The following is an 18,708-nucleotide window of genomic DNA, read 5'->3' as shown; positions in this document are numbered from 1 at the left end:
GCCTGGGCCATCTGGCCGATCTCGTCGCCGCGCTCCAGCGCCGGAACGGTGACGTCAAGCCGGCCGCCGGCAAGATCGCCCATGGCCTCGGTCATGCGGTTGATGGGCACCAGGATCGAACGCGCGATCAACGCCGCCGACGTGATTCCGATCACCATGGCGATCACGCTGAGAATGCCGGTCAGAACCTTTTGGGCCGAAACCGTCCCCAAGGTGTCGACGCGCAACCCGTCCATCTCGCCCAGGTGGTCGTCGCGGGTTTGGGCCGCCAGTTCCGCGAAGCGCAGTCCGCGCGGCGCCAGTTCCTGATTGATGATGCGGTTCAATTCGAAGATCACGGCGATGGTTTCGCCGAAATAGTGCTGATATTGACCGAATTGGGTGGCCGCCTGTTCCGCCTGACGCCGCAATTGTGCGTCCTTCTCGCCTTCGGCAAGCTGTTGCAGGCGATCGATGGCCAGCCCCAACTGGTCCTTGGCGTCTTCGCCCAGCTTGGGCACCGGCGTAATGAAGAAGCGGGCGACGAACAGACGCGCGGTCAGAACCTGTTCATAGGCGCGACCGGTGGCGAACACTTGGTCGCCACCGCGTTGGCTGACGGCGTCGCGATAGCTCTGCAAGGCTCCCAATGCCTGGTTGCCCAGGGGAATCAGGGTTTCGTTCAGCAGGCTGGCCCGTTTGCGGCTCAGTTCCACCGCCTTGTCGAGAAGGGTGCCGTATTCCGAGATCAGGCGCCCCATGGCCTCGACATTGGCCTTGCGCTCGGGGGTGGAGGCGGACGTCGCCGCTTCGCCCACGTGGTTGCGCAGGTTGGTCTGGATGGTTCGGATCTGGGCCAGCGCGTTCTGGTCGTCCTTTTCGGTGAACAGCAGAACGTTGCGGCGCAGATCGGACACCTCGCGGTCGATCTGTTGAATGCGGACGGTGTCGGACGCGACGGTGGCGTAGCGTCCCACGTTGCCCCCCACGGTCAGGAAACCCCAGAATCCCAGTCCGGCCACCAGGGCCAGCAATGCCAGGATTCCAAAGAAACCGCCGTAGATGCGCTTGCGAACGGTCAGGCCGGTGCTCATGGATGTTCCTTTCGTTCGGCGTCAGGCCGTTGCGGCCAAGGCGACGCCGTCCATCGCGTCGAAGTCGAAAATACGGTCGAGGTCGAGAAGCGCCACCATGCGCCCTTCGACCGTCACCAGCCCGGTCAGGAAGCCGGCGGCCGAACCATGGTCCAGTTGCGGAACCCCCTGGATGTCGCTGGCGGCGACGGCAATGATGTCGGCGACCGCGTCAACCAGGATGCCGGCGACTCTGGTGCCGACGGCGACGACGATGATGACGTGACGTTCGGTGGTGTCGGTGCGTGCCGCACAGAAACGGGCGCGCAGGTCGAGAATGGGAACGATGGCCCCACGCAGGTTGATGACGCCGCGCATGAAGGGCGGAGTGTTGGGAAGCTCGGTGGTCTGCGTCCATCCCTTGATCTCGCGGATGGCCATGATGTCCACACCGTATTCCTCGTCCCCAATGGTGAACGAGATGAACTGTTTTGAATTGCTATCCGACATAGTTCCTCAACGTCCGCGTCAAACAGCGTGTAATTTCTAGTCAAGGACAATAGCTGATGCGCAAAGCTGCGAAAAGCGGCAACGGACTGTGCGTATTATTTTGCGTCTAATGTGGATCTGTGGCGGGGTATTTATTTGCATATGCAAATAAATATGGCGTCTGCTGGACGCGAAAAAGGCCGGACCTTTCGGTCCGGCCTTTTGTTGGCTCCGGAGGAGGGATTCGAACCCCCGACCAGCCGGTTAACAGCCGGCTGCTCTACCGCTGAGCTACTCCGGATCAGGGCGCGGCAGCGGTCCGCGCACCTGGAAACTTGCTCACACGCCATGGGCGATTGGAGGCCGGAGCCGGAATTGAACCGACGTACGCGGATTTGCAGTCCGCTGCATCACCACTCTGCCATCCGGCCCTCAAAACCGGCCAGAGGCCGTCGTGAGGAGGGTGCTTATACGCGGCTCGTTCTGGGGGGTCAAGGGCTTCGTGCAAAAAAACGTCGCCCTGTCGCCATGGGCATGGGCGAGGCATTGAGTTTGCTTTTGCGGGCCTTTATAAAACCATCGGTCGCCCCGCCCGAATAGGGGGGAGAACGACCCGCCTGTACGCTTCGATCGTGCGAAAAAGGGGAGCACTCATGGATTACACCGCCGCCCGTATCAACATGGTGGAAAATCAGATTCGCACCAACCGGGTCATCGATCCTGCGGTGACGGCGGCGTTGGCCGAAATCCCGCGCGAAGTGTTCGTTCCCAAGGCCCTGCGGGCCTGTGCCTATGTGGACGAGGATCTGGATGTCGGTGGCGGGCGTGTCCTTCCCGAGCCGCTGGTGGTGGCGCGTCTGTTGATCGGTGCCGGCGTTACCCCGTCCGACGTGGTCTTGTGCATTGGCGACGCCACCGGTTATGTCGCCGCCGTGCTGTCCAAGCTGGCGCAAACGGTGGTGTCCGTCGAATGCGACGCCGAATGGGCGGCGCGGGCCGGGCAGTCGCTGTCCGACCTGGGGATCGACAACGCCGCCGTGGTGCGTGGTCCGTTGGAACAGGGCTATGCCGCCCAGGCGCCTTACGACGTCATTCTGTTCGCCGGCGCGGTGAACGAGATTCCTGCCGGCATCTGCCGTCAGTTGGCGGATGGGGGCCGTCTGGTTTCGGTGCTTTCGACCGTGCCGGGGCGTGGCAAGGGGACCTTGGTGGTTCGTGTCGGCGACACCTTCGGTCGCCGCGTGCTGTTCGATTTGGCTGCGCCGCTGTTGCCGGGGTTCGAGAGCAAGCCCAAATTCGTGTTCTGACCGTCTTTTCGGGTGTTTCATAGACGACCGAAGGATGGGTGTTAAGACTTCGTAAATAACCTTGCAGTACGGGCCGGGCGAATCAACGTCCGGCCCGTGCCGTTTCCGGCGACGGTCAAGGCCGGGACTCCTGGGGAATCGCCAGGAAAGCAGGGAGGTGGCCGGCTGAGATGTCGTGTCGGGGTGTTAAGGAATATTTCTTGATCTTTCATTCAGGAAAGTTATTGTTCCAGGGGAATCTTTCGCCGCAGAGGATTGGGGGCGATCCAACATTGCAGGAAGGTGCGGAATGAGGAAAGCATGCTTGTTGGCCGGTGTGGCGCTGATCGGAGGAGGGGCGTTTCTTGCTCCCGCGATGGCCGGCGCCGAAACGTTGGAGGAGGTGCTTGTCTCCGCCTACAACACCAATCCGACCTTGCAGGCTCGGCGCGCCCGCCTGCGCGCCTCGGACGAGGGCGTGCCCCAGGCTCTCGCCAACTGGCGTCCCACCGTCACGTTGAGCGGCGATGCCGGTCGCGGCAAATATGAAAGCAACCAGGCCAATACCCGCGAAAGCAACCGCAGCCCGTCCAATTATGCGTTGAACGTGTCGCAGCCGCTGTACCGTGGTGGCCGCACCGTGGCTCAGACCAAGCAGGCCGAAGCGACGGTGATGGCCGAGCGCGCCTTGTTGCAGGCGACCGAGCAGAGCATTCTGCTCAACGCCGCCACCGCTTATCTCAACGTGGTGCGGGACGAGGCGGTGCTGAAGTTGAACATCAACAACGAGCAGGTGTTGCGCCGCCAATTGGACGCGGCGCAGGAGCGCTTCCGCGTCGGCGAGATCACCCGCACCGACGTCAGCCAGGCCGAGGCCCGGCTGGCGCGTGCCTCGGCTGATCGGGTCGCCGCTGAGGGCGCGCTGCAAAACAGCCGTGCCAACTTCACCAACGTTGTCGGCTACGCGCCCGAGGCGCCACAGGCGCCGCAGGAACCGGTTTCGGTGCCGGCCTTGTTCGACGAGGTCAAGGCCGTGGCCCTGGCCAAGAACCCCAACGTCGTCGCCGCCGACTGGACCGCTTCGGCGGCCAAGGAAGGCATCGATCTGGTGTTTGGCGAGTTGCTGCCGACCGTGTCGGTGGATGGCCAATATTCCCGCGGCCACGACACCAGTTCGCGCCCGGCCGGTGAGAACCGCCTGGAAACGGAAAATCTTCAGGCGACCCTGAACGTCAGCGTTCCGCTGTACGAAGGTGGCGGCACCTATTCCCGCGTTCGCGCCCAGAAGCACACCTACGGCCAGCGCCGGATCGAGGCAGATCAGGCGCGTCGCGATTCGCTCGAGACCGCGACCCGCGGTTGGGAAGACCTTCAGGCCGCGCGTGCCAGCATCAAATCCTACGAAAGCCAGATCAAGGCTTCGGAACTGGCGTTGGCCGGTGTCGAGGAAGAGGCCAAGGTCGGTTCGCGGACCGTGCTCGACGTTCTCGACGCCGAACAGGAATTGTTCGACGCCCGCGTCAGCATGGTGCGTGCCCAGCACGACGAAATGGTCGCCACCTACCAGGTCAAGTCGGCTCTTGGGCAGATGACGGCCGAGGGGCTTGCCCTGTCGGTCGAGGCCTACGATCCGACCCGTCATTATGACGACGTGCGCGGACAATGGATCGGTACCGGTATCGAGCCGGCCCCGGGTTACACCGACTGACGGCGAAACGGGGCGGGGGGCCGGATGGCCGGCCCGCCCTTCGCGGTCTGGTCAGGACGTTAATGAATTTTAGGGGGGCGTGCGCCATGATGAACGCAGCTTCCGAACCAGGGGACCATCGGACAGTCGAGCCATGAGTGACGACAAGGCCCAACAGGAACCGTCAATGGAGGACATCCTTGCCTCCATCCGCCGCATTTTGTCGGAGGATGAGGCCGAGGAGAAGCCCAAGGCTCCAGAACCCGAACCGATGCCGGAGCCCGAACCCGAGCCGGAGCCGGTGAAGTCGTCCCAGGACGACATCGACGCGTTGTTCGCCACGGCGACCCCGGACCCGGTTCCCGCCCCGGAACCCGAGCCGTTGCCGCAGGACGACATCGACGCCCTGTTCAATGCCCCGCCGGAACCTGAGCCCGAGCCGGAACCGGAAGAAGACATCCTCGAACTGACCGACGACATGGTGTTGGACGAGCCTGAGCCGGCTTTCGACATCAACCAGTTCAAGCCCGACATCCTGGACGATTACGAGCCCGAGCCGCCGCCGGCCCCCATGCCGCCGCCGCGCCGCATGGCTCCGGTCGATGACGACGGGTTGATTTCCGAACCTGTCGCCCAGCGTTCGACCTCGCTGTTGTCCGATCTGGCGCGGGAAATCGTACGCCAGCGTGCTATCGGCATCGGCAATGGCGGCGTCACCCTGGAAGACATGGTCCGCGAGCTGTTGCGCCCGATTCTCAAGGAATGGCTGGACGAAAACCTGCCGTACATGATCGAGCGCATCATCAAGAAGGAAATCGAGAAGATGGTAAACCGCGCAGAGAACTACTAGTCTCTGTCGGTTCCGGGTTTCGAGGCGGCTCGGGGGTATCTCCGGGCCGCCTTTCTCGTTTCAGCCCTAAAGACATCGACACAAAAGCAACAGGAATAGCCTGGTCATGCTGGACAAGACGTATCGCCCGTCCGAAGTTGAGCCGAAGCACTACGAGCGTTGGGAGCAATCGGGGGCGTTCGCCGCCCACACCGATTCCGACAAGGTCCCCTACACCATCATGATGCCGCCGCCGAACGTGACCGGCAGCCTGCACATGGGCCACGCGCTGACCTTCACGCTTCAGGACGTGTTGATCCGTTATCATCGCATGATCGGTCGCGACGCCCTGTGGCAACCGGGCACCGACCATGCCGGCATCGCCACCCAGATGGTGGTGGAGCGTCAGCTCGAGGCGCAGAAGATCACCCGCCATGATCTGGGCCGCGACAAGTTCATCGAGCGCGTGTGGGAATGGAAGGCGGAATCGGGTGGCACCATCACCCGTCAGCTTCGCCGTCTGGGAGCTTCGCCCGACTGGGCCAAGGAACGCTTCACCATGGACGAGGGCCTGTCGGCCGCCGTGCGTGAGGTGTTCGTCACCCTTTATAAGCAGGGGTTGCTTTATCGCGACAAGCGGCTGGTCAATTGGGACCCCAAGCTGCACACCGCCATCTCGGACCTTGAGGTGGAGCAGCGCGAGGTGAAGGGCCACATGTGGCACTTCAAGTATCCGGTCGAGGGGATGGCCGACACCTTCATCACCGTCGCCACCACCCGTCCCGAAACCATGCTGGGCGACAGCGCCGTCGCGGTTCATCCCGAAGACGAACGTTATACCCATCTGGTGGGCAAGATGGTGCGCCTGCCCATCGTCGGCCGCCTGATCCCCATCGTCGCCGACGAATATTCCGACCCGACCAAGGGCACCGGCGCGGTCAAGATCACTCCGGCCCACGATTTCAACGATTTCGAGGTCGGCAAGCGCCATAACCTGCCGCAGATCAATGTCCTGGACCGCGACGCCAAGATCACCGGCGACGTGCCGGCCGAGTATCTGGGACTTGACCGTTACGAAGCGCGTAAGAAGATTGTCGCCGTCATCGAGGAACTGGGGCTGCTCGACAAGATCGAGAACCACGTGCACATGGTGCCCTATGGCGACCGTTCCGGCGTGGTGATCGAGCCGTGGTTGACCGACCAGTGGTACGTGGACGCGCCGACCCTGGCCAAGCCGGCCCTGGAGGCGGTCGAGACCGGAAAGACCAAGTTCACTCCCAAGCATTGGGAAAACACCTATTACGAGTGGATGCGCAACATCCAGCCGTGGTGCGTCTCACGCCAGATCTGGTGGGGGCATCAGGTGCCGGCATGGTACGGTCCCGACGGTGCCGTGTTCGTCGAGAAGACAGAGGCCGAGGCCGCCGCCGCCGCCGCCGCCCATTACGGCAAGACGGTCGAGCTGACCCGTGACACCGACGTTCTCGACACTTGGTTCTCGTCGGCGCTGTGGCCGTTCTCGACCCTGGGCTGGCCGGAACAGACCCCGGAACTGGCCCGTTATTACACCACCGACGTCCTGGTGACCGGCTTCGACATCATCTTCTTCTGGGTCGCCCGCATGATGATGATGGGCATCCATTTCATGGGCGAGGTGCCGTTCAAGGACATCTACATCCATGCCCTGGTTCGTGACGAGAAGGGCCAGAAGATGTCGAAGTCCAAGGGCAACGTCATCGACCCCTTGGTGTTGATGGACAAATACGGCACCGACGCCGTGCGTTTCACTCTGGCGGCGCTGGCCGCCCAGGGGCGCGACATCAAGCTGGCGGAAGGCCGGGTCGAGGGCTATCGCAACTTCGCCACCAAGCTGTGGAACGCGGCGCGTTTCTGTCAGATGAACGAATGCGCCCCGGTCGCCGGCTTCGACCCCAAGGCGGTCAAGGAAACGGTCAACCGCTGGATTGTCGGCAAGACCGCCGAGACCGCGGACAAGGTGGCCGCCGCGTTGGACGGCTATCGCTTCGACGCCGCCGCCGGCGCGACCTATCAGTTCGTCTGGGGGACTTTCTGCGACTGGTATCTGGAATTCGCCAAGCCCATCTTCTCGGGTTCGGACGAGGCAGCCAAGGCCGAGACGCGGGCCACCGCCGCCTGGGTGCTGGACATGATCCTGCACGTCCTGCATCCCTTCATGCCCTTCATCACCGAAGAATTGTGGGCGCAGATGGGCGGCCGTTCCGACCAGTTGATGCTGCGGGACTGGCCCAAATTCGACGGTCTGCACGATTCCACCGCCGAAGAGGAAATGGATTGGGTGGTGCGCGTCATCTCCACCGTGCGCGGCGTGCGGTCCGAGATGAACGTGCCGGCCGGCGCCCAGGTGGATTTGCTGGTCTCGGGTCTGGATGGCGGCCGTGCCGGTTGGGCCAAGACCCATGCCGACCTGATCGTGCGTCTGGCCCGTCTGGCGGCGTTCGAACCCCATGCCGGCGCCGACCGCGTCGCCCAGGCGTTCTCGCACGGGGCCGCCCAGATGGTGGTGGACGAGGCGACGCTGGTCATGCCGTTGGCCGGGGTCATCGACATCGACAAGGAACGTGTCCGCCTGGAAAAGGAAATCGCCCGCGTCGAAAACGAAATCGCCAAGGTGGACAAGAAGTTCGCCAATCCCGATTTCGTCGCCAAGGCGGCCCCAGAAGTGGTCGAGGAGAACCGCGAGCGGCGGGCCGAATGGTCGGCGGCAAAAGAAAAGTTGCAAGAGGCCCTTCAGCGTCTGTCCGGCGCCTGAGGACGGGGAAAGGGGGCGCAAGCCCCCTCAGATTGCCGACAAAGCCCTCGCCCTTGGCGGGGGCTTTTGTGCAATGGGGCATGCTCAGGAAACCGACGCCCCAACAGACGGAACTGGAGATGGTGACCATCGCGTCGCTGGGCCAACAAGAACAAGTACGACCTGGCTCTGGTGGCAGCAAGCGCACCTCATGGCCGAAGCCGGCCACCGCCGCGCCCAATAATGATACCGCCCGGCGGTATCAATTCATTTGCCGGGCGATATCAGAGGATGCGGCCCATCTCGCGCCCCCATTGGCGATAGCGGTGGGCGAATTCCGACACCGTCGCGTCGTCGCCGACCAGTGAGGAAAAGTCGCCCAGCACCTTTTGCTGGCGGCGGGCGAAGTCCTGGGCGTCGATGTCGGGCCAATGGGGCAGCAAGGTGCTCATGCCCAGCAACAGCTCGCCGCCCAAGGGACGCGAGGCGACCATGCCCAATTTGTCCAACAACCCCGGTGTGGCGGCCAGCGTGGCTTCGGCATAGCGGCGCAGCAACGGCGCCTGCGCAAGAAGTTGGTTCCGTTCCGCGTCGAAATCGGCACGGTCAAGAATGTTCCGGTCCCGCAACACAATTGGTGCCGCTTCCGAAACGTCGCATTCCCAGCCCTTGCGCGGCAACAGTTGCGCGGCTTGTTCGGCGTCGTCCACATAGGGAAAGAACGGCATGGTTCGACACCGCGCCGGCTTGCTGTCGTGGATGGAGCATTTGCCATCCGGCGACAGCGCGGGACAGGGCAGGGATGGCGGCACGTAGGAAACGGCGGTGATACGGACGGCGACGCTCCGACGGTCGCGCAGCCGCACACTGGTTCCGATGCGGGCGGTGATGGCGTGGGCGCGCTGGTTGGGGCGTACCGGCATCCACAGCACCCCCAAGGGAAAGCGGTCGGCGTGGGCGCAAGCGTCGGCCAGGGTCAGCGGCAACAGCCCGTAACAGCATTTGCCGCAGGCGGTACAGGCGAAATGGCGTTCGTTCGCCATCAGGCGCCGCAGCACTTCTTGTATTTCTGTCCAGATCCGCATGGACAGGGATCGTTGCGTCCGACCTTGGCGGCCACGCGCGGCGCCGCTTTCGGGTTGACGTCGCCGTCCACGTACAGCCATTCCCCGCCCTCGCGACGAAAGCGGGCCAGTTCGTGGTGGGCCACCTGTTGGCCGTGCAGGCGGAAACGGGCGACGTATTCGACGGTGGCGGTGTCGCCATCCTGTTGGCTGGCGCGGACGTCGAGTCCCAATCCCTGCGCCTCGCGGGCCGAGGCCTCGACCTCGGCGTGGTCCACGTCGTCGCGCTTTTCCGGGGCCAAGGTGCGGTCGAGAAAGTCCATCCGGCCCGACACGAAAGCGGTGTAGCGGGCACGCATCAGGGATTCGGCGCTGGGGGCCGGGACGCCATCGATCACGGGTTGGCAGCATTCCACCAGGGAACGGCCGGAAGAACAGGGGCACAAGGACATGGCGACGGGGACTCGTGTCTGTGGGCGCGGGTGGCGCTACCTTACCGTTCCCGTCAGCGCCCCGCTAGCACCATGCCGTGAGCCCCCACCAGCGCCACCAGGACGCATCCCGTCCAGACGGCGGCGCAGAAGACGTGCAGGAACAACGCGACTGTCATGGCGGGTCCCCAATCCGGGATCGTGTTGCAGGTTCTACCACAATCGACGGCATATATCAGAAAAACCGGAAGTTTTCGGATAACCACAAGGAATTGCATTCCGCACATGGCTCCGATGCAAGGTCATCTGTAGTAATCGGCCGACGATTATCTGTATGCTGCGGCGCAATAATGGTTTGGAGCGCATTTCGATGCTCGAAGAATGGATTCGCAACGTTCCGGTCGCCACCCTGCGGGAAATCGCCGCCGATCCCAAGGCGCAGGGGTCGCGCATCTGGCAATTGGCCGTGGTGGAATTGCTGGTTCGCCAGAACGAGGACGCATTGGCCGCCTGATCGGCGTGCCGATGCCTTAGGTTTCGCTTCCCCTGTGACGGGGACGCCAATCGACGGGGCCGCCCGACCGGGTCTTTTTGACCGGTCCGCGGCCCTTTCGCTTTTCCGGGCGGCATGAAAGCGGCATGAAAATCGCTGGCCGGGGGTGCAAAAGCTGCCTTTTCTTCGCACATAATGACCCAAAGGGTGTTTCCTTGCCTTTACCCATGGGCGGGATGCGCATACCTTTTGGGAAACCAATCGCGGAGGGGGTGCTTCGATGACCTTGTTCAAAACGCTGGCGGTTGCCGCCGTTCTGACGTCTGCCGCTTCGTTGCCGGCCCATGCCGGCGCGACTTTCGACGCGGTCAAGGCCAAGGGGTTCGTCCAATGCGGCGTCAACCTTGGGCTTTACGGATTTTCCGCCCCCGACGACAAGGGCAATTGGGCCGGTCTGGACGTCGATGCCTGTCGGGCGGTGGCGGCGGCCATGTTCGGCGACGCGGGCAAGGTCAAGTTCACGCCGCTGTCGGCCCAGCAACGTCTTCCGGCGCTGCAATCGGGCGAAATCGACATGCTGGCCCGCAACACCACCTGGACGCTGTCGCGCGACACCGCCAACGGCCTGAACTTCGCCGTCACCACCTATTACGACGGTCAGGGCTTCATGGTGCCGCGCAAGCTGGGGGTCAAGTCGGCCAAGGAACTGGACGGGGCCACCATCTGCGTGTTGCCCGGCACCACCTCGGAACAGAATTTGACCGACTGGTTCCGCGCCAACAAGATGAGCTACAAGCCGGTCGTCATCGAAAAGAACGAGGAACTGACCAGCGCCTTCTTCTCTGGACGCTGTGACTCGTTTTCATCCGACACCTCGCAACTGGCGGCGGTGCGGGCCAATGAAGCGGCCAATCCCGACGATTACCTGATCTTGCCCGAACTGATCTCGCGCGAGCCGTTGACCCCGGTGGTGCGCCATGGCGACGACCAATGGCTGGATCTGGTGCGTTGGTCCATCTACGCCATGATCGCCGCCGAGGAAAAGGGCATCACCTCGAAGAACGTCGACCAGATGCTGACCTCGCCCGATCCCGAGGTGAAGCGCATTCTTGGCGCGACGCCGGGCAACGGCCAGTCCCTGGGCGTGGACGAGAAATGGGCCTACAACATCGTCAAGCAGGTGGGCAATTACGGCGAAAGCTTCGAACGCAACGTCGGCATGGGCTCCAAGCTCAAGGTGGAACGCGGGCTGAACGCGCTTTACAGCCATGGCGGGCTGATGTACCCGCCGCCGTTCAAGTAGGTTCCATCCGGTGGCGGTGGGCCAAGGGCATGTGGTGAAGCGGTCGCTGCTCAACAGCGCCCGCTTCCGCGGCATCGTCTATCAGGTGCTGGTGGTGCTGGTGGTGCTGGCGGTCGGCTGGTATCTGGTGCGCAACACCCTGGTCAACCTGGAGGCGCGCGGCATCGCCACCGGGCTGGACTTCCTGGAGCGCGAGGCCGGGTTCGGCATCGGCGAAAGCCTGATCGCCTATTCCCCGGCCGATTCCTATCTGCATGCCCTGGCCGTCGGGTTGCTCAACACCTTGCAGGTGTCGGTGCTGGGGATCGCGGCCGCCACGGTCATCGGTCTGGTGGTGGGTATCTCCCGGCTGTCCGGCAACTGGCTGGTGGCGCGGCTGGCGACGCTTTATGTCGAAGGCGTGCGCAACATCCCGCTGCTGTTGCAGTTGTTCGTGTGGTACGGGCTGGTCACCGCCTTGCCGGGGCCCCGTCAGGCGCTCAATCCGGTGCCCGGAATATTCTTGTCCAACCGTGGCCTCAAGGTGCCGCTGCCGGAATCTCACCCGCTTTATCCATGGTTGGCTTTGGCGTTGGCGGTGGGATTGCTGGCGGCGTGGGGTGTCAGGCGCTGGGCGCTGGGACGCCATGCCCGTTCGGGCCGGCCGTTTCCGTGGGTGCTGACCGGGATCGCGCTGGTGCTGGGGCTGCCCGCGCTGGTGTTCGTGGCCGGCGGCGCGCCGCTGGTGTGGAACGTGCCGCAATTGCGCGGCTTCAACTTCGTCGGTGGCGGCGCGCTCAGCCCGGAATTCGCCGCGTTGCTGGCCGGGCTGTCGGTCTATACCGCCGCCTTCATCGCCGAAATCGTCCGTTCGGGCATCCTGGCGGTGCCGGCGGGACAAACCGAGGCGGCGCAGGCGTTGGGGTTGTCGCGGGCCAAGACCTTGCGGCTGATCGTGCTGCCGCAGGCGTTGCGGGTGATCATTCCGCCGCTCAGCAGCCAATACCTCAACCTCACCAAGAATTCGTCGCTGGCGGTGGCCATCGGCTATCCCGATCTGGTCAGCGTCGCCAACACCACCATCAACCAGACCGGCCAGGCGGTGGAAGGGGTCGGCGTGGTGATGGCTGCGTTCCTGACCATCAGTTTGGCGCTGTCGCTGCTGATGAACTGGTATAACGAGCGTGTGGCGCTGGTGACGCGATGATCGACCGCCAGCCGCACGACCATTCCGCCACGGGCGTCGCCGCCGCCGACGTCGAGGAACCGAGCGCCGTCTCGTTGCAACCGCCGGGGCCGCCGCGTCTGTTGGGCTGGGCGCGCGAGAACCTGTTCGGTTCGGTGCCCAACACCGTCATGACCTTGCTGGCGTTGGCGTTGCTGTGGGAAGTGGTGCCGCCGTTCTTGTCCTGGGCCTTGGTGCACGCCCAATGGGGCGGCGACGGCGCCGCCTGCCGTCAGGCCGAGGGGGCGTGCTGGGCGCTGGTCGGCGAACGCCACCGGCTGATGCTGTTCGGCGTCTATCCCTATGACCAGCATTGGCGGCCGTTGCTGGCCACCGCCATCTTGGTGACGCTGTTGGCGACCAGCGCGGTCCGCGCCTTTTGGCGGCCGTGGCTGTTGTGGGCGTGGTTGGCCGGTTTCGCCGTCATCGCCCTGTTGATGTGGGGCGGCGTGCTGGGCATGCCTTACGTCGAAACCGACATGTGGGGCGGTTTGCCGCTGACTCTGGCGCTGGCGGTGCTGGGCATCGCCCTGGCCTTTCCGCTGTCCATCGTCCTGGCCTTGGGCCGGCGTTCGGAACTGCCGGTCATCCGGGCGTTCAGCGTCGCCTATATCGAACTGGTGCGCGGCATCCCGCTGGTCAGCGTGCTGTTCATGGCGTCCGTCATGTTCCCGCTGTTCCTGCCCGAGGGCGTCACCATCGACAAACTGTTGCGGGCGCTGGTCGGCATGGTTCTGTTCACCGCCGCCTATCTGGCCGAGGCGGTGCGCGGCGGTCTTCAGGCGGTGCCGCGTGGTCAGGAAGAGGCGGCCGACGCGCTGGGCCTGTCCTATTGGCGCAAGATGCGGCTGATCGTGCTGCCGCAGGCGTTGCGGCTGGTGATTCCGCCCATCGTCAACCAGTTCATCAGTTGCTTCAAGGACACCTCGCTGGTGACCATCGTCGGGCTTTACGACCTGTTGGCCGCCACCAAGGCGGCGCTGGCCGATCCCGAATGGCGCCCCTTTTTCGTCGAGGGCTATGTGGCCGCCGCCTTGGTCTATTGGTCCTTTTGCTTCTTCATGTCCCGATACAGCCAGTGGCTCGAGCATCAGCTCGCCACCGGCCAGAAACGTTAGGAGGGGGAATGGCCGAGGCGCCGGTGGTGGAACTGATCGACGTCCAGAAATGGTACGGGGCGTTCCATGTGCTGAAAGACCTGTCGTTGTCGGTGGGCAAGGGCGAGAAGGTGGTGGTGTGCGGTCCCTCGGGATCGGGCAAGTCGACCATGATCCGCTGCATCAACCGGCTCGAGGTGCATCAGGCCGGCCGCATCGTCGTGGGCGGCGTCGAACTGGGCGACGACGTCAAGGCGATCGAGACGATCCGCAAGGATGTCGGCATGGTGTTCCAGAGCTTCAACCTGTTTCCCCACCTGACGGTGCTGGAAAACCTGACGCTGGCGCCGCTGTGGGTGAAACACGTTCCCAAGGCCGAGGCCGAGGAACTGGCCATGCATTACCTGGAGCGGGTGCACATTCCCGAGCAGGCGAACAAATATCCCGGCCAGTTGTCGGGCGGCCAGCAACAGCGTGTGGCCATCGCCCGCTCGTTGTGCATGAAACCGTCGATCATGCTGTTCGACGAGCCGACGTCGGCCTTGGACCCCGAAATGGTCAAGGAAGTGCTGGACGTGATGATCGGCCTGGCCGAGGACGGCATGACCATGATCTGCGTCACCCATGAAATGGGGTTCGCCCGTGCGGTGGCCGATACCATGGTGTTCATGGATGAAGGCCGGATCGTCGAGACGGCGCCGCCCACCCAATTCTTCGCCGACCCCAGGAACGAGCGCACGCGCCAGTTTCTGGGGCAGATCATCGGGCATTAGATCGGGATGCCCGAAATGGGCATCCCGATCCAAGGTTCATCATGTTCCCTCGCCGAGCAGGCGCAGGAGCAACTTGCTCTGCCCCCTTAGGCGGCCATCTGGACGCCCAGAAGGCTGGACAGGGTGCCGGCCGACAAGTTGCCGGTGGTCGGCGTCGGCTGGTACTGCTGGCCGCGTGCCGCCTGTAGTTCCTCTTGCGACACGGTGCCGTCCTGGTTGGTGTCGAGCGGGTCGTAGCTTTCGCTGCTGGCCGAGGACGAACCGCCGCCCGAGGATGCCGCCGCTGTCGAGCCGCTTGTCGTCGAACTGTCGGTCGATGTGTTGTCGGCCGAGGTGGTGGCTGCCACCGTGCTGCTGTCGGCGCTGGAAGCGGCGGGCGGTGGTGGCGGAGGCGGCATGGCCGAGGCCAGTTCGCTTTCGCTGACCGAACCGTCGCCATCGGAATCGAGCTCGCTGTAAAGCGAATCCGCGTCGGTTTCGGAATCGTCGCCCAGGGCGGCGGTCAATTCGTCGAGGTCGATGCTGCCGCTGCTGTCGGCGTCGATGCTGCTGAACAGTTCTTCCACGAGGCCACCGTCACCGTTGCCTTCGCCCGAAGGCGGTGGGGGCGGCTGCATGGCGCTCAACTCGCTTTCCGACAACTCGCCGTCGCCGTCGCTGTCGAGCGAGGAAAACAGGTCTTCGTCGCTGCTGGCGGTTTCCTGGGCCGACAACAGGGACGAGCCGGTGTCGGTGTCGAACCGGCTGGTGAACGAGGAAAACTCGGATGTGCTGATCGAACCGCTGCTGTCGCTGTCGAGAGACGAGAACAGCTGTTGCGTCTGCGACGTCTGTTGGCTGCTGTCGGTGCTTGACGATGCACTGCTTGTGCTGTTGCTGCTGTTCGCCTGGGCGAGCATCTGCAACATCTGGGCGATGGAACTGCCCGAAGATGTGACGCTGGATACCATGGCGGGTGCCTTTCCGTTGCTGGTCGGTCCCGCGCGTGGCGGAACATGGTTGCTACGGAAAAATCGCCCGGTTCAGGCTTGGAATATTTTACGTGGCGAGACGCAGGAACGGGCGGGGTTCGGCGTGGACGAGTGGGGGACCCCGTCCACGCCGGCCCGATCAGGCCGCGACCTCGTTCACGCTGGCCAACAACGTGGCCAGGGTGGAACTGGCGAGCTTGCCGGTGGTCGCCGAGTTTTCCTCGGACGCCGCCATCCGCTCGCTCAGCGACACCACGCCATCCTTGTTGGTGTCGAGCGGGTCGTAGTCTTCCTCGTCGTCCTCTTCCGACGTGGAGGAGGCGCCGCCGGCGGCTTGAGCGCCACCGGTGGGAGCGGCGCCACCCGGCGGCGGGCCGGACGGGGCCTTGTCGGCAAAAGCCGTCAGCTCTTCCATGCTGACCGAGCCGTCGCCGTCGCTGTCCATGTCCGAGAACATCTCGTCCACGGACGGTCCGCCCTGGCCGTTCTGCGCGTGCTGTTGCAGCACGGTGGCCAGTTCGTCCTTGCTGATGACGCCGTCGCCATCGGCGTCGGTCTCGGCCATCATGTCCTCGGCCGAGGGGCGCTCCGGCGGTTCTTCCTGCGCCGACAGCAAGGTGCTGGCGGTGCTGGAATCGAACTTCGGCTGGAAAGAAGAATATTCGGACTGGCTGATGGTGCCGTCCTGGTCGGTGTCCATGTCGGCGAACATTTTCTCGGCCATGGCCGAGGCATCTTCGCCGTCCTTGCCTTTCGGGGCGTCTTCAAGAGCCGCCAACAACTCGTCCTTGCTGAGCGAGGAATCGCCGTTGGCATCGGTCTTGTTGAACATCTGCTGCCGCCATTGGGCGGCGTCGCTGGCCCCATATGATCCAAGACTGGAGATCATGGCGCGAGCCTTTCTGCTGCGGTGCCTGAGGGACACATCCTGTGTCCCGTATGGTAGAACGCGCCGGCCGCCCGTTCCCTGCGCGCCAGATGCAAAAATATTTTCCGCCCGGTTTTTGTCCGCGGTCCGTAAAAAAGCGCCTGGGTCTTGTATCCAGATGGCGCGGACGATAGATAACCGCTTTCACCAGTCGCGGGACCGTCATGGAATTGCATGTCATCGAAACCGGCACCGGCAAACCGCTGATCATCCTGCATGGTCTTTTGGGGTCTTCGCGCAATTGGGGCGGCATCGCCGCCCGGTTCGGCATCGACCATCGGGTGATGGCGCTGGACCTGCCCAACCATGGCGCCAGTTCGTGGAGCGAAACCATGGACTATCCGTTCATGGCGCGCGAGGTGGCGGCATTCATCGAACGCCATGTGGGCGGGCCGGCGGCGGTGCTCGGGCATTCCATGGGCGGCAAGGCGGCGATGACGCTGGCGCTGACGCGACCGGAACTGGTGGAGAAACTGGTGGTGGTGGACATCGCCCCGGTTTCCTACACCCACACTTTCGCCCCCTACATCAAGGCGATGCGCGCGGCCCCCCTGGCGACGGCGCAACGGCGCGGCGACGTCGAGGAGGCGATGGCCGCCACCATTCCCGATCCCCGCGTCAGGGCCTTTCTGATGCAAAATCTGGAAGGTGGCGCGGGTGGCTATCGTTGGCGGGCCAATCTGGCGACCCTGGGGGCGGCCATGGACGATATCCTGGCCTTTCCCCATTTTCCCGATGGCGTCCATTACGACGGTCCCGCGCTGTTCCTGCACGGTTCGGAATCCGACTATGTCCTGCCGGCGCACGAGGATCTGGTCATGGCGCTGTTTCCGGGGGCGCGTTTCCATTCGGTGGACGGGGCGGGCCATTGGGTGCACGCCGACCGGCCGATCGAATTCATGTCGGCGGTCGAGCTGTTCCTGGCGTGATGGCCGTGGCTATTTCTGTCGCCGGTTGAACTGGCGCAGGATCTCGTTGCCGCGCCGTACCGCGTCGTCAAGGGCGGTGCGGGCGTCCTTGCGTCCCGCCCAGACGGAATCCAGTTCCTCGTCGATGACGTCGCGGATTTTGGTGAAGTCGCCCAGCCGCACGCCGCGGGAATGTTCGGTGGGGCGATGCAGGGTGATCTGTTTGATGGCGATCTCGCTGTCGGGGCTGGTCTTGTAGAAGCCCTGGCGCCGCGACAGGGAATAGGCCTCGCGGGTGATGGGAAGGTAGCCGGTGCGCTGGTGCGAGGCCGCCTGGACCTCGGGTTCGGACAGATATTCGAAGAAGCGGGCGATGCCCTTGTAATCGCCCTCGGCGTGTCCGTTCATCACCCACAGGGTCGCGCCGCCGATGATCGAATTGCGCGGAGCCCACTTGATTTCCGGCCAATAGGGCAACATGCCGATGCCGAAATCCTCGGGCGTGCCCCCTTTCAGTTCGGCGAAGGTGGCCGAACTGGCGAACAGCATGAAGCATTCGCCGCTGGTGAACTTAGCCAACGCCTCGTCGCGGTGGCCCTGGGGAACGAAGATGCGCTCGCGGGCCCACGCCGCTAGCCGTTCGATGTGCTGGACGTGGAACGGGCTGTTGAATTTGAGTTCGATATCATAGCCGGCGATACCGTTCTGTTTGCTGGCAAACGGAATGTCGTGCCACGCCGACAGGTTCTCTAGCTGTATCCATGACTGCCATTGGCTGGTGAAGCCGCAGGTGGCGCCGGCCTTCATCAAGGTGCGGGCGGCCTGTTCCAATTCGGGCCATGTCTTGGGCGGGTTGTCGGGATCAAGGCCGACACGGGCGAAAGCCGCGCGGTCATAGAACAGAACCGGGGTCGAACTGTTCAGCGGCATGGACAGCAGGTGGCCGTCCTGGCTCGAGTAGTAAAGGGTCACCGCCGGCATGTAGGCATGTTCGTCGAACGGATGTTCCAGCGTCTCCATCACCTGGTGCACCGGGCGGATCACCCCCTTTGCCGCCATCATGGTGGCGGTCCCGACCTCGAACACCTGAAGCATGTGCGGCGGCTTGCCGGCACGGGCGGCGGCAAGTCCAGCTTCCATGGTGTCGGGATAGCTGCCCTTATAAACCGGCACGACCACATAATCGGTTTGACGGGCATTGAAGCCTTGGGCCAGATCCTCGATCCATCGTCCCAGCTTGCCGGGCATGGCGTGCCACAGGATCAATTCCGTCGCGGCGTGGGCCGGCACGGTCGCAACGATCCACGTCAGCATGGCGACAATCGCTGCGACGACCCGGCGCGACATTCGGTTTTCCTCCCCCGAGAAAACGCGGAAATCCGGCGGAACCGGTCCCCCTTTTCAATAGGATGGTACGGGGTCC

Annotated in this window: 17 protein-coding genes and 2 tRNA genes; 10 read left to right on the top strand and 9 right to left on the bottom strand. The window is 63.8% G+C overall.

Features of this window, described 5'->3' with window-relative positions:
* The 4 genes from G4223_RS09835 to G4223_RS09820 all read right to left on the bottom strand — a co-directional run.
* On the bottom strand, positions 1-1,073 hold a 1,073-nt coding region (locus G4223_RS09835), incomplete at its 3' end, for a HAMP domain-containing protein (protein ID WP_163678584.1).
* A 21-nt stretch (positions 1,074-1,094) separates the two neighbouring features.
* The gene (locus G4223_RS09830) at positions 1,095-1,562 is read right to left on the bottom strand and encodes a chemotaxis protein CheW (protein ID WP_163678581.1); all 468 of its coding nucleotides are present in this window, start codon (positions 1,560-1,562) and stop codon (positions 1,095-1,097) included.
* Positions 1,563-1,767: 205 nt separating this feature from the next.
* Positions 1,768-1,842, bottom strand: a tRNA-Asn gene (locus G4223_RS09825).
* 56 nt (positions 1,843-1,898) lie between these two features.
* Positions 1,899-1,972 (bottom strand) — tRNA-Cys (locus G4223_RS09820).
* Positions 1,973-2,194: 222 nt separating this feature from the next.
* Here G4223_RS09820 and G4223_RS09815 point away from each other — a divergent pair.
* The 4 genes from G4223_RS09815 (at position 2,195) to G4223_RS09800 (ending at position 8,134) form a co-directional block, all read left to right on the top strand.
* Positions 2,195-2,848 (top strand): protein-L-isoaspartate O-methyltransferase family protein, encoded by a 654-nt coding sequence (locus G4223_RS09815; RefSeq protein ID WP_163678579.1) that lies wholly within the window; start codon positions 2,195-2,197, stop codon positions 2,846-2,848.
* A gap of 289 nt (positions 2,849-3,137) precedes the next feature.
* Entirely contained in the window at positions 3,138-4,535 is a 1,398-nt protein-coding gene (locus tag G4223_RS09810) for a TolC family outer membrane protein (protein WP_163678576.1), read from the top strand.
* 133 nt (positions 4,536-4,668) lie between these two features.
* Positions 4,669-5,364 (top strand): DUF2497 domain-containing protein, encoded by a 696-nt coding sequence (locus G4223_RS09805; RefSeq protein WP_241004052.1) that lies wholly within the window; start codon positions 4,669-4,671, stop codon positions 5,362-5,364.
* A gap of 106 nt (positions 5,365-5,470) precedes the next feature.
* Positions 5,471-8,134 carry a valine--tRNA ligase gene (locus G4223_RS09800; protein ID WP_205762456.1) on the top strand — a complete coding sequence of 888 codons (2,664 nt, stop codon included), beginning with the start codon at positions 5,471-5,473 and terminating at the stop codon, positions 8,132-8,134.
* A gap of 263 nt (positions 8,135-8,397) precedes the next feature.
* Here G4223_RS09800 and G4223_RS09795 read toward each other — a convergent pair whose 3' ends face one another.
* Complete coding sequence (locus G4223_RS09795) at positions 8,398-9,198, bottom strand: YkgJ family cysteine cluster protein (protein ID WP_163678574.1); 801 nt, start codon at positions 9,196-9,198, stop codon at positions 8,398-8,400.
* Positions 9,156-9,575, bottom strand: coding sequence for a YchJ family protein (locus tag G4223_RS09790; protein ID WP_338086861.1), 420 nt, complete (start codon positions 9,573-9,575; stop codon positions 9,156-9,158). Before G4223_RS09790 ends, G4223_RS09795 begins: the two co-directional genes overlap by 43 nt.
* A gap of 403 nt (positions 9,576-9,978) precedes the next feature.
* Between G4223_RS09790 and G4223_RS09785 the strand changes: the two genes are divergently transcribed.
* From G4223_RS09785 to G4223_RS09765, 5 genes are all read left to right on the top strand, one after another.
* Positions 9,979-10,122 (top strand): hypothetical protein, encoded by a 144-nt coding sequence (locus tag G4223_RS09785; RefSeq protein ID WP_163678569.1) that lies wholly within the window; start codon positions 9,979-9,981, stop codon positions 10,120-10,122.
* Positions 10,123-10,381: 259 nt separating this feature from the next.
* A complete protein-coding gene (locus G4223_RS09780) occupies positions 10,382-11,404 on the top strand; it encodes an amino acid ABC transporter substrate-binding protein (RefSeq protein WP_163678566.1) in 1,023 nt (340 codons plus the stop codon).
* Between the two features lie 34 nt (positions 11,405-11,438).
* Entirely contained in the window at positions 11,439-12,590 is a 1,152-nt protein-coding gene (locus G4223_RS09775) for an amino acid ABC transporter permease (protein WP_338086860.1), read from the top strand.
* The gene (locus G4223_RS09770) at positions 12,587-13,726 is read left to right on the top strand and encodes an amino acid ABC transporter permease (RefSeq protein WP_163678560.1); all 1,140 of its coding nucleotides are present in this window, start codon (positions 12,587-12,589) and stop codon (positions 13,724-13,726) included. The genes G4223_RS09775 and G4223_RS09770 overlap by 4 nt, the downstream gene beginning before the upstream one ends.
* Before the next feature lie 8 nt (positions 13,727-13,734).
* Positions 13,735-14,478, top strand: coding sequence for an amino acid ABC transporter ATP-binding protein (locus tag G4223_RS09765; protein ID WP_163678557.1), 744 nt, complete (start codon positions 13,735-13,737; stop codon positions 14,476-14,478).
* A gap of 86 nt (positions 14,479-14,564) precedes the next feature.
* Here the strand turns inward: G4223_RS09765 and xopAW are convergent, their stop codons facing one another.
* Both xopAW and G4223_RS09755 read right to left on the bottom strand, forming a co-directional pair.
* On the bottom strand, positions 14,565-15,428 hold the full coding sequence (gene xopAW / locus G4223_RS09760; protein WP_163678553.1) for an EF-hand domain-containing protein: 864 nt from the start codon (positions 15,426-15,428) through the stop codon (positions 14,565-14,567).
* A 160-nt stretch (positions 15,429-15,588) separates the two neighbouring features.
* Positions 15,589-16,338 carry an EF-hand domain-containing protein gene (locus G4223_RS09755; RefSeq protein WP_163678551.1) on the bottom strand — a complete coding sequence of 250 codons (750 nt, stop codon included), beginning with the start codon at positions 16,336-16,338 and terminating at the stop codon, positions 15,589-15,591.
* Positions 16,339-16,541: 203 nt separating this feature from the next.
* Here G4223_RS09755 and G4223_RS09750 point away from each other — a divergent pair, with 203 nt between their 5' ends.
* The gene (locus G4223_RS09750; protein ID WP_163678548.1) at positions 16,542-17,306 is read left to right on the top strand and encodes an alpha/beta fold hydrolase; all 765 of its coding nucleotides are present in this window, start codon (positions 16,542-16,544) and stop codon (positions 17,304-17,306) included.
* Between the two features lie 9 nt (positions 17,307-17,315).
* Here the strand turns inward: G4223_RS09750 and ugpB are convergent, their stop codons facing one another.
* Positions 17,316-18,632: a sn-glycerol-3-phosphate ABC transporter substrate-binding protein UgpB gene (ugpB, locus tag G4223_RS09745; RefSeq protein ID WP_163678545.1), complete on the bottom strand. Its 1,317-nt coding sequence runs from the start codon at positions 18,630-18,632 to the stop codon at positions 17,316-17,318.
* Positions 18,633-18,708 lie beyond the last annotated feature (76 nt).

The sequence above is a fragment of the Magnetospirillum aberrantis SpK genome (assembly GCF_011022235.1).
GTDB classification, from domain to species: domain Bacteria; phylum Pseudomonadota; class Alphaproteobacteria; order Rhodospirillales; family Magnetospirillaceae; genus Magnetospirillum; species Magnetospirillum aberrantis.
This window is presented reverse-complemented; position numbering and strand designations above follow the sequence as displayed.